We start from the raw sequence: 9,397 nt of genomic DNA on the forward strand, positions 1-9,397 counted from the left end.
CGCGCATCGGTTGCTGGCGATGCTGGCCTACCGCGGGTTCGTTCGGCAGGATCCGGTGTCCAAGGCGTACCTACCCGGTCCGTCGTTGACCGGGGTGGCATTCGCGATCTTCGGCCGCATCGACATAGCGCGATCCGCCGCGCCCGTCATGCGCGGTCTCAGCGAACAACTGCGCGAAACGGTGCACGTCGGCGTGCTGGACGGGGCCAGCGTCCGATTCGTCGCCGCCGTCGAGGGGCCGGCCGCCGTGCGGGTGGCGTCGCGGCTCGGCCGCACCATGCCCGCCCATTGCACCTCGACGGGCAAGGTCATGCTGGCCCAGTTGCCACAACCGGAATTGCGTGCGCTGCTGCCGCGCGAGCAGCTGAAGCGCATCACCTCGCACTCGATCGGCAGCCGCACGGAGTTGGAAGCCGAGCTCTCCGGTATCCGCGAGCGCGGCTACGCCACCAACCGGGAAGAGAGTGAGGAAGGCGTCGCATCGGTGGCCGTGGCGATCCCGACCCGCGCGCCCGGGCTGCGGCTCGCCCTCAACGCCGCCGCGCCGCAAAACCGGCTGCAAGCCTCCCGGTATCCCGCGGTGGCCGCCGCACTTGTCGCGGCCGCCAAGGAGATTGGCGATCAGCTCGGCTAGCCGCCGGTGGCGATGCGGGCTCCGTAAGGCGCGCTGAGGAGGCGGACAATCCGACTCAGAGCCGAGCTACCTCGTGGCGCCAGGCCGCCTCGGCGGTGAACGCAGACCCCAAGTCCGGCAGGTCATCCCAGTCCGCGTCGTCGATGTCACGCAGCGTGCCACCGGACGCGAGCACCCGCAACGACATCCGCGCCAGCGCGTCGAGGCTGATCGCCTGCAGCACCGCCTGCGGCACAGTGGCGGCGGCGCTGGTGATTCCGTGTCCGCGGCAAATCACCACCGGCCGGTCGCGCATCGCCGCCACCATTTCCTTGCCCAGGCGCGAATTCCGGATCAGCACAGCGCGTTCGTAGACGGGAACCCCGCCGCGCGCCAGCCAGGCGCCCGGAATGTCATAGGCGCCGTAGATCGGCCGGATCGTGATTCCGGCCAGGTCGGCGGCGACCACGTTCGGTGGATGCAGGTGCGCTACGGCGACATGCCCAGGCTCGGCCAGCATCGTCTCGATGTGGATGGGCAGTTCGTTGGGCACGCGATACCCGTCGAGTTCGTCTGGGGCACCGGCGGTGCCGTCGAAGGTGATCAGCCGGATGTCACTGGGTCGGGTGAATGCCACCCCGGTGTCGGTATCGCTCCGGCAGCGCACCAGCAGGCGCTCGTCGCCGACTCGCAGGCTCAGGTGGCCGAGGATTCCGTCGACCAGGCCGCGGGCCGCCGCGACGCGACAACCCTGCGCCACCAGAGCGCGCTGCTGATCCAGGTCCGTCATCGCGGTGCGCCCAACCCGAATCCGCCGTCGGGCCGCACGGTTTCGCCGGTGATCCCGCGGGACCGGTGCGACGCCAGGAACACGTAACTCCACGCGTGGTCCTCGCCGGTAAGCGCGACATTCAGGGGAGTGCGCGCGGCGACATCCCGCGCCCGGTCCGGGCTGTCGTCCAGGCGGGTCTCGTCGAGCCCCAGGCTGGACAGGCCGCGCAGGTCGGTGTTGAGCGTGCCGCCGGGTGCCACCCCGTTGACCCGGATGTCCGGCGCCAGTTCGTGCGCCAACGCCGAAACAAGGCCGCGCACCGCGAATTTCGAGGACACGTAGAGCACACCACCGCGTCCGGGATAAAACGACGACGCGGACTCGGTCAGCACGATCGAGGAACCGCTCGCGCTCCGCAGCGCCGGGATCGCGGCCTTGACCGACTGCAGATGGCTGAGCACGTTGATGTGAAACATCTCGTCGAACGCGTCGGGGAGGGCGTCGGCGTCGATGTCGCCCACACCTCGGTAGAAGTCGAAGACCCCGACGCAGTTGACCAGGGTGTCCAATCCACCGAAGGCGTCCACCGCCGCAGCGACGGCGCGGTCGTTGGCCTCGCGGGTGGTGGCGTCGCCCTCGACCACCGGCACCTGAGGCAGCTGTTGGCGCAACGCATCGCACTTACGTGGATCACGTTCCAGCACAGCAATATTCGCACCCTCCGCGCCGAAGGCCGCCACCACTGCACGGCCGATCCCCGAACCGGCACCCACCACCAGGGCGCGCTTGCCCTCCAGCCAGCCTGTCATGGTTGGGGTTCGATCTCGTCGGGCAGCAGAGGCGCATGGGAGTTGCCGACCATGGCGGCCAGCGTACGGGGGTTCTGCCAGGTCAATGCCTCGACCTCGAGCGCGTCCAGGGTGATCCACTGCCCGGATCTGGGCGCGCTGATCAACAGGCGCGATCCGTTGCGGGTGTTGACCCGGCGCACCACGACCTCGGTGAATTCGTTTGCGACGCTGATCGGTTCGCCGACCGCGCCGTCGAGCAGCTGCCGCAGTTCATCATTCACAGGAACACCGCCAGGTTCTGCATCCGTAGCACCGACTCGTCGGCAATGATCGTGCGGCGGGCCAGCTTCCAGCGATCATCACACCAGCGCAACACGTCCTCGCGCCCGCATGACATCAGGGCGCTGTCGTTGACGTCCCCCCGGCTGCGGAACAGCAGTTCGGCCGATTCGACCAGCAAGTGAGCATCGTCGTCGCCGGTGAAGGTGCGCACGTTGGTGATGAAATGACGCAACCGCGACGGCGGGTCCTCGGCCCACACGTGCTCGGTGCCCATCCGTGCGACCCGCTGGGACAGCGAGTATTTGTCCTCGTCAAAATGGTCCATGCCGGGCCCCCTTTGTGGCGAGGCGTCGAAACCGGCGCCGCGCGCGGTCGTGACGCGCACCGGCATGGCGTAGCGGATGTCGTCGGTCAGCGTGTCCAGCCACGCCTCATACTGCTGGGCGTCAAGTAGGTACGCCTCGTCCACCAGGAATCGATGCGCCTCGAGGTGCCGAGCGTCATCAAACGGCAGTGACCGCGGGGGCGTTCTCATGCGGGCACTCGCTGCAGGTAATCGGCCCACATGTTCAGCAGCGCTCGCTGGTTGTGCTCGTTGTAGCCGACTTGTGCGCGTCCCGGCCCGTGGAAAGCGCTGGGCGGCAACGCCTCGACGACGGGACGGTCGTCGGCGAGCAGGCCCATCCGGCTGTTCAGCAGCAGCCGTCGCGCCATGGAACCACCCGCGGTGGTGGTCAGCGACACCCAGTTCTCCACGTCGTCTTGTTCGAACATGCCGGTCGATCCGAAGCACATCAAATACGCCTTGTACGAGTCTTGTTTGTACTGCGCGGGAGCTGCGGAATCCACCGCGAACCACGAGCACACTTCCGTCTCGTTCTCGCTGATCGGTTGCCACAACCGGATCGAAATGAACGGCAAAACCTCTGCCTGCCGGCCGTCGCCGCGGTCACGCACCTTGGGCCAGTTGTGCACGAAGCTGAGGTTGGGAAAGCACGTCGCGGCAGAGATCATGAATCCGTCCTCGCCGACCACCCGCTGCTGTTGCGGCGTCCAGGAGTCTTTGATCCGGCCGATCATCTCGTCGGGGTAGCCGACGTAGCGCATCCGCTCGTCGAAGTTGCCCGGCGGAAGTTTGTAGGTGGTTCCACCACCGCGGTGGGCCCAATAGGTGGCGCCGTCCTTGCGCTTCTGGGCTTTCGGCTCGCGGAAGAGACCGATGTCGACGATTGATGCATGCGTGTGCGGGGTGTGGTACATGTCTCCGGCGAAGTTCTCGGCGCCGATCTTCCAGTTCGCCTTGATCCGCCAGCGCTGCGGCCCGCGCAGCTCGACACCGCCGGCGCTTTGCTTGGTGTAGTAGTCCAGATAGAACTTGAAGTCGCCGAGAAAGTCTTCCAGCGGTTCGGCTTTTGGGTCCATGCTGATGAACAGCAGGCCGTTGTAGCTCGCGAAATTCGGTGCGGACAACAGGGTTTGGGCCTTGGCGAACCCCTTGTCGCCACCGTAGGCCTCCCGGTGAAACGGCAACCCGGTCAGCCGGCCGTCGTTGCGGTAGGTCCAGCCGTGATAGGGGCAGCGGAAATTGGAGGCATTTCCCATCTCGGCGCGACAGACCTGCATTCCGCGATGCAGGCACATATTGAACAGTGCCCGCACGGTGCCCTGCGAGTCGCGGGTGATGATGAACGAGTCGTCGAGCACGCGACGCACCACGTAGTCGCCGTCCTGGCCGATCTCGCACTCGTGCCCCACGAAGGTCCACGCCCGACTGAACAGCCGTTGCTTCTCCAACTCGAACAGTTCCTGGTCGTTGTAGATGTGCGCGGGGATCATGCCCCGGCGCACGTTCTCGAAGACCTCGACCAATTCGCCGCGACCGTCTGCCATGGCGCCTCCGCGAGTTCTCTGTCCTACAGAAATGCTCTCTACTCAGTAGAATCTCGCAGTCTACTGCGCCGGTCAACCACCTGGCAGCCGCATCGCCAGGTTTCTACAAGAATGCTTGGTGCTAATTCACAGGTTGCTCACAATTAAAAGCTGGAAGCGCCCGGCTACGGTGGGTCACAACAGCCGTCCCGCATCCGTGAGCGCGGCGTAAACAAGAGGTAAATGTTCGGTTTTGCGGTAACTAACCGTTGATTTCCACTGATCTGAGGAAGGAACTGGTGCCATGGTGGGTCGGCCACGAGGGGGTCGATTGCAGCAGGTCGGATCGCAGGTTCTGGCCATTATCGGGCGCCAGGAGTGGATCGATCGGCCGAGCTATCGGTTCGAACACCTGCTCAGCTTCGCCTACAACGGACTCGGTGGCGCCCGCAACACGGTCACCAATGCGCTCAACGGGGTCTGGCTAGGTCACCCGGTGCACCCGCCGCTGGCGTCACTGACCAGTGGCGCCCTCGGGACCACGGTCGCGCTGGACGCGCTCAGCATCCTGCCCGGACAGCCGGCAGCCGAGGTCGTCGACGCATCGCGATTCGCGTCGCGCGCGCTCGGGGTGGGCATCCTGGCGAGCCTCGGCTCGGCCGTCACCGGCGTCACCGACTGGCAGCACACTCACGAGGAGGACCGCCGAGTCGGCGCGGTGCACGGCCTGCTGAACGCGGCCGCCACCGCGCTGTACATGCAGTCCTGGTGGGACCGGCGCAAGGGCCGCCACGGGCGGGGCATCCTGCTGACCGCGCTCGGCTACGGCATCACCGTCGCCGGCAGCTATCTCGGTGGCGCGCTGGTCTTCGAGTCCGGAATCGGCATCGACCAATCGGGTCCGCGCTTGCGCACCTCCACCTGGACGCCGGTGCTGCCGGCTAGTTCGTTGAACGGCAAGCCGGTACGCGCCGAGGTCGACGGAGTGGGCCTGGTGGTCTGCCAAACCAAGCCCGGTGAGGTCGCGGCGTACGGGGAATTCTGCCCGCACCTGGCCGCACCGATGGCCGACGGCTGGATGGACCGGGGCCGGCTGGTTTGCCCCTGGCACGGTTCGTGGTTCGCGGCCGAATCCGGAGAGGTTGTGCGCGGTCCGGCGGCAGCGCCGCTGCCGTGCTACGAGGCCCGATTGGTCGACGGAATGGTCGAAGTCCGCGGTGAGCGGCAGTCCGCTCCCGGCGGCGCGGTTGGAATCGCAAAAGGAGGAGCCAATTGAACGCCTATGACGTGCTCAAAGATCACCACATCGTGATCAAGGGCCTGGGCCGCAAGATCAGCGACGCACCAGTGAATTCCGAAGAGCGGCATGCCCTTTTCGACGATTTGCTGATTGAACTCGACATCCACTTCCGCATCGAGGACGACCTCTACTACCCGGCGCTCAAAGATGCCAGCAAGCTGATCGCGGTCGCCCACGCCGAGCATCGCCAGGTGGTCGACCAGCTTTCCGTGCTGCTGAGAACCCCGCAGAGCGCGCCCGGCTACGAGGACGAGTGGAACTCCTTCAAGACGGTGCTCGAGGCCCACGCCGACGAAGAAGAACGCGACATGATTCCCGCTCCGCCGGAAGTGAAGATCACCGACGCGGAACTCGAGGAGCTGGGCAACAAGATGGCCGCGAAGATGGAGCAATACCGCGGCTCGGCAACCTACAAGATGCGCACCAAGGGGCGGGCGGCGCTGGTGCGCTCTCTCTAATTCCGACGACACCGCTCGCTTGCGAGATTCGGTGGACCACCGAGAGTAGCCTCACGGCACATGAACCCCGAGTGTGTTGCTTCTCAGGGTGATATCACGGCGGAGATCGCCCGCATCGCAGCGCAATACCGGGGCGCCGTTGGGGGAGTCGGGCACCTTGAGCGGCCGCGGCTCGACTATCCGCCGTACCGCAGCACGATTCTGCGCCACCCAAAACAGCCGCTGGTCGCCGTCGACCCCGAGGGCGTCGAACGGTGGGCGCCGTGCTTCGGGCACCAGGAGGTCGACCCACTCGACGCCGACCTGACGGCCGGTAATGCAGGCGAGCCGATCGGGGAGCGCGTCGTCGTGACAGGGCGTGTCCTCGACGAATCCGGCCGGCCGGTCGCGGGCCAGCTGGTGGAGATCTGGCAAGCCAACGCCGGCGGGCGCTATCGTCACCAGCGCGACCAGCACCCCGCGCCGCTCGACCCGAACTTCACCGGCGCGGGCCGCTGTCTGACCGGGGCGGACGGTACCTACCGCTTCCTGACCATCAAGCCCGGCCCCTACCCGTGGCGCAATCACCACAATGCGTGGCGCCCGGCGCACATCCATTTCTCCGTCTTCGGAACCGCTTTCACCCAGCGACTGGTCACCCAGATGTACTTTCCGGGTGATCCGATGTTCGAGCTGGACCCGATCTTTCAGTCGATCCTCGATCCCGCCGCACGCCAACGGCTGATCGCCCGCTACGACCACGACCTCTCCGAGCCGGAGTACGCGATTGGGTACCGGTGGGACATCGTGCTGGCCGGCGGCGCGCGAACCCCGACCGAGCATGAACATGACTGAATCAGCGTGCACGCCAGGGCAAACTGTCGGGCCCTTCCTCGACCTCGGACTGCCGTATCCCGGTGACAACGCGATGGCCGACCCCTGCCATCCGCAGGCGATCCGGCTGCACGGCACGGTGTACGACGGCGCCGGCGCCGCCGTCCAGGACGCACTGATAGAACTCTGGCAACCCGATAGCGCGGGAGACGTTCCGCGACAAGCCGGTTCGCTGCGCCGCGACCCCACGGTGTTCACTGGCTGGGGGCGCTGCGCGACCGACGCCGCCGGAAGCTACTCCTTCACCACCCTGACGCCCGGATCGGCGATCGCGGGGCGGCCGCCGTTCTTCGCGCTCACCGTGTTCGCCCGGGGACTGCTGGACCGGCTGTTCACCCGGGCCTACCTGCCCGGCGCCGAGTCGCACTCCGATCCACTGCTGGCGGCCCTCGCCGCCGAGCGGCTACCCACATTGCTCTGCGCCGCCGAAAACGACGGCGCCGCCTACCGTTTCGACGTCCACCTGCAGGGCCCGGCCGAGACCGTCTTCCTGGCGTACTCGAAAGACACGCGATGAGCAACCTGTTGTGGCCCGGCGACCATCGCGCCGGCGAGCACATGACCGATGAGGCGCTGCTGGGATCGATGATCGCCGTGGAGTGCGCGTGGCTGGACGCGCTGGCCGCCGCGGGTCTGGCGCCCGCCGACTGCGCCGAAGCGAAACTGTGGAATCTGGTCACCCACAACGACTGTGAGTCGATTGCGGTTACCGCCGAGGACGGTGGCAATCCGGTCATTGCGCTGGTGACGCTGCTGCGGCAGCGGGCCGAGTCGGGCATCGCGCCCTGGATTCACCGCGGGCTCACCAGCCAGGACGTCTTGGACACCAGCCTGATGCTGGCGGTGCGGGCAGTCGCCGATGACGTGACAACCGAGCTGAGGCAGCAGATTTCCACACTGTCCGAACTCGCCGCCGAACACCGGGGCACGCCGATGGTGGCCCGCACCCTCACCCAGCACGCCGCACCCACCACCTTCGGCGTCAAGGCCGCCAGCTGGCTGAACGGCATCGTCGACGCGTTCGAGCGGGTGACGGCGCTGACCACACCGATCCAAATAGGCGGCGCCGCAGGCACATTGGCTGCCACGACGGAGCTGGCGGCGTTGCTCACCGGCACGACCGACGCGGCCGGCGTCTCCCTGCACCTCGTGCACAGCGCCGCGACCACGTTGGGCTTGCATGACCGGCCCGCGTGGCATACCGCCCGCGCACCCATCACCGCAGCCGCCGACACCTTCGTCGGCTGCACCGACGCCTGGGGCCGCATCGCCTCCGACATCGTCACCCTGGCCCGCCCGGAGATCGACGAACTCAACGAGCCGGCCACCGGCGACCGGGGCGGCTCGTCGTCGATGCCGCACAAGCGAAACCCGGTGCTGTCCATCCTGATCCGCCGTGCCGCCATCGCGGCACCGCCATTGGCCTCGACGCTGCACACGGCGGCGGCGCTGGCCAACGACGAACGGCCCGACGGGGCATGGCACGCCGAGTGGGATACGCTGCGCACGCTGGCCCGCCGCACCGTGGTCGCGGGATCGGAAAGTAGCGAGCTGCTGGCCGGGTTGACCGTGCACGCGCAGCGGATGGCCGAAAACTTGACTGCCGCAGACGTTTCCGGAGAGCAGTCGGCGATCGCCGAGCTGGTGGACAAAGAGCCGTCATCCGCTTACCTCGGTGCCGCCGAGAATTTGATCGATGAGAGTCTGGGTCGCGCGGCGCGGGTGCTCGCTCAGCGCTGATAGATGCTCGCCAGCCAGATGTGCAGCAGCGTGTCGATCACCCGGTCTTCCGGGATCGCCTGATCGTCGGCGGTGAACGTCGCGGCCATCATCCGCTCGCTCAGCATGTTGAGCGCCACGGACAGCTCCGCGACCGGGATGGTGTCGGGGGCGGCGCCGCGACCGCGCTCGGCCTTGATCGCGATGGTGGTGTAGGAGATCCATTTGTTCATGAGTGCGGACCACAGCTGCCGCACCTCGGGGTTGGTCCCTTTGGCCGCCGCACCCGCGACGGCGACCGCCCGGTGCGATCCGGACACCTCAAAGAACGATTCGATGCGCGCCCGCCAGATCGCCTCGGGGTCACCGGAGGACACGACGTCGAGGGCCCCCAGCGCCGCCTGCGCCTTGCTGTTCATCTGGTCGAGCAGCGACAGCAGCACCGCGTTCTTCGACCGGAAATAGAAGTAGAAGGTGGGCCGCGATATCCCGGCGCCTTTTGCTAGGTCGTCGACGGAAAAGTCGGCCAGCGGCCTTTCCTGCAACAGCCGCTCGGCGGTGGCAAGTATCGCCTGCTCGCGGTTGTCACCGGAGTGGTGCGACGCGCGGCGGCCCCGCGAGGCCTGCAGATACTTCATTTGTGTCGGGAAGTCGGACACGCCCGTTACTTTTGGGCACGTCGATATACGTCAACAAAACTGTTGATGAAAACCAGCGATA

Annotated in this window: 12 protein-coding genes; 6 read left to right on the forward strand and 6 right to left on the reverse strand. The window is 66.8% G+C overall.

What is annotated here, in order from left to right:
• Window positions 1–634 (forward strand): IclR family transcriptional regulator (locus VFW69_RS25000; RefSeq protein WP_526505726.1); only part of this gene is annotated, 634 nt, incomplete at its 5' end.
• 55 nt (window positions 635–689) lie between these two features.
• Here the strand turns inward: VFW69_RS25000 and phtC are convergent.
• From phtC to VFW69_RS25025, 5 genes are read right to left on the reverse strand one after another with little or no spacing between them, the layout of a single operon-like run.
• Window positions 690–1,403: a 3,4-dihydroxyphthalate decarboxylase gene (phtC, locus tag VFW69_RS25005; protein WP_526505728.1), complete on the reverse strand. Its 714-nt coding sequence runs from the start codon at window positions 1,401–1,403 to the stop codon at window positions 690–692.
• Complete coding sequence (gene hcaB / locus VFW69_RS25010) at window positions 1,400–2,194, reverse strand: 3-(cis-5,6-dihydroxycyclohexa-1,3-dien-1-yl)propanoate dehydrogenase (protein ID WP_526505730.1); 795 nt, start codon at window positions 2,192–2,194, stop codon at window positions 1,400–1,402. Before hcaB ends, phtC begins: the two co-directional genes overlap by 4 nt.
• Window positions 2,191–2,457 carry a dihydrodiol dehydrogenase gene (locus VFW69_RS25015; protein WP_526505732.1) on the reverse strand — a complete coding sequence of 89 codons (267 nt, stop codon included), beginning with the start codon at window positions 2,455–2,457 and terminating at the stop codon, window positions 2,191–2,193. Before VFW69_RS25015 ends, hcaB begins: the two co-directional genes overlap by 4 nt.
• The gene (locus tag VFW69_RS25020; RefSeq protein ID WP_526505734.1) at window positions 2,454–2,993 is read right to left on the reverse strand and encodes an aromatic-ring-hydroxylating dioxygenase subunit beta; all 540 of its coding nucleotides are present in this window, start codon (window positions 2,991–2,993) and stop codon (window positions 2,454–2,456) included. Before VFW69_RS25020 ends, VFW69_RS25015 begins: the two co-directional genes overlap by 4 nt.
• Complete coding sequence (locus VFW69_RS25025) at window positions 2,990–4,348, reverse strand: aromatic ring-hydroxylating dioxygenase subunit alpha (protein ID WP_526505736.1); 1,359 nt, start codon at window positions 4,346–4,348, stop codon at window positions 2,990–2,992. Before VFW69_RS25025 ends, VFW69_RS25020 begins: the two co-directional genes overlap by 4 nt.
• A gap of 283 nt (window positions 4,349–4,631) precedes the next feature.
• Here VFW69_RS25025 and VFW69_RS25030 point away from each other — a divergent pair, with 283 nt between their 5' ends.
• From VFW69_RS25030 to VFW69_RS25050, 5 genes are read left to right on the forward strand one after another with little or no spacing between them, the layout of a single operon-like run.
• Window positions 4,632–5,603, forward strand: a complete 972-nt coding sequence (locus VFW69_RS25030; RefSeq protein WP_526505738.1) for a Rieske (2Fe-2S) protein — start codon at window positions 4,632–4,634, stop codon at window positions 5,601–5,603.
• Entirely contained in the window at window positions 5,600–6,085 is a 486-nt protein-coding gene (locus VFW69_RS25035; RefSeq protein ID WP_526505740.1) for a hemerythrin domain-containing protein, read from the forward strand. Before VFW69_RS25030 ends, VFW69_RS25035 begins: the two co-directional genes overlap by 4 nt.
• Window positions 6,086–6,145: 60 nt before the next feature.
• On the forward strand, window positions 6,146–6,919 hold the full coding sequence (gene pcaH, locus VFW69_RS25040) for a protocatechuate 3,4-dioxygenase subunit beta (protein WP_526505742.1): 774 nt from the start codon (window positions 6,146–6,148) through the stop codon (window positions 6,917–6,919).
• Complete coding sequence (pcaG, locus tag VFW69_RS25045; RefSeq protein ID WP_526505744.1) at window positions 6,912–7,475, forward strand: protocatechuate 3,4-dioxygenase subunit alpha; 564 nt, start codon at window positions 6,912–6,914, stop codon at window positions 7,473–7,475. Before pcaH ends, pcaG begins: the two co-directional genes overlap by 8 nt.
• On the forward strand, window positions 7,472–8,698 hold the full coding sequence (locus VFW69_RS25050; RefSeq protein ID WP_526505746.1) for a lyase family protein: 1,227 nt from the start codon (window positions 7,472–7,474) through the stop codon (window positions 8,696–8,698). The genes pcaG and VFW69_RS25050 overlap by 4 nt, the downstream gene beginning before the upstream one ends.
• Here VFW69_RS25050 and VFW69_RS25055 read toward each other — a convergent pair.
• Window positions 8,689–9,315: a TetR/AcrR family transcriptional regulator gene (locus tag VFW69_RS25055; protein ID WP_526505748.1), complete on the reverse strand. Its 627-nt coding sequence runs from the start codon at window positions 9,313–9,315 to the stop codon at window positions 8,689–8,691. The two genes, VFW69_RS25050 and VFW69_RS25055, sit on opposite strands and share 10 nt — an antisense overlap.
• Window positions 9,316–9,397 lie beyond the last annotated feature (82 nt).

The sequence above is a fragment of the Mycobacterium sp. genome, from assembly GCF_036273375.1.
Taxonomy (GTDB): Bacteria; Actinomycetota; Actinomycetes; order Mycobacteriales; family Mycobacteriaceae; genus Mycobacterium.

Coding starts and splice junctions, on each gene's coding strand:
- phtC (WP_526505728.1), bottom strand. CDS start 1,403: ATGACGGACCTGGATCAGCAGCGCGCTCTGGTGGCGCAGGGTTGTCGC.
- hcaB (WP_526505730.1), bottom strand. CDS start 2,194: ATGACAGGCTGGCTGGAGGGCAAGCGCGCCCTGGTGGTGGGTGCCGGT.
- VFW69_RS25020 (WP_526505734.1), bottom strand. CDS start 2,993: ATGAGAACGCCCCCGCGGTCACTGCCGTTTGATGACGCTCGGCACCTC.
- VFW69_RS25025 (WP_526505736.1), bottom strand. CDS start 4,348: ATGGCAGACGGTCGCGGCGAATTGGTCGAGGTCTTCGAGAACGTGCGC.
- VFW69_RS25030 (WP_526505738.1), top strand. CDS start 4,632: ATGGTGGGTCGGCCACGAGGGGGTCGATTGCAGCAGGTCGGATCGCAG.
- pcaH (WP_526505742.1), top strand. CDS start 6,146: ATGAACCCCGAGTGTGTTGCTTCTCAGGGTGATATCACGGCGGAGATC.
- pcaG (WP_526505744.1), top strand. CDS start 6,912: ATGACTGAATCAGCGTGCACGCCAGGGCAAACTGTCGGGCCCTTCCTC.
- VFW69_RS25050 (WP_526505746.1), top strand. CDS start 7,472: ATGAGCAACCTGTTGTGGCCCGGCGACCATCGCGCCGGCGAGCACATG.
- VFW69_RS25055 (WP_526505748.1), bottom strand. CDS start 9,315: ATGAAGTATCTGCAGGCCTCGCGGGGCCGCCGCGCGTCGCACCACTCC.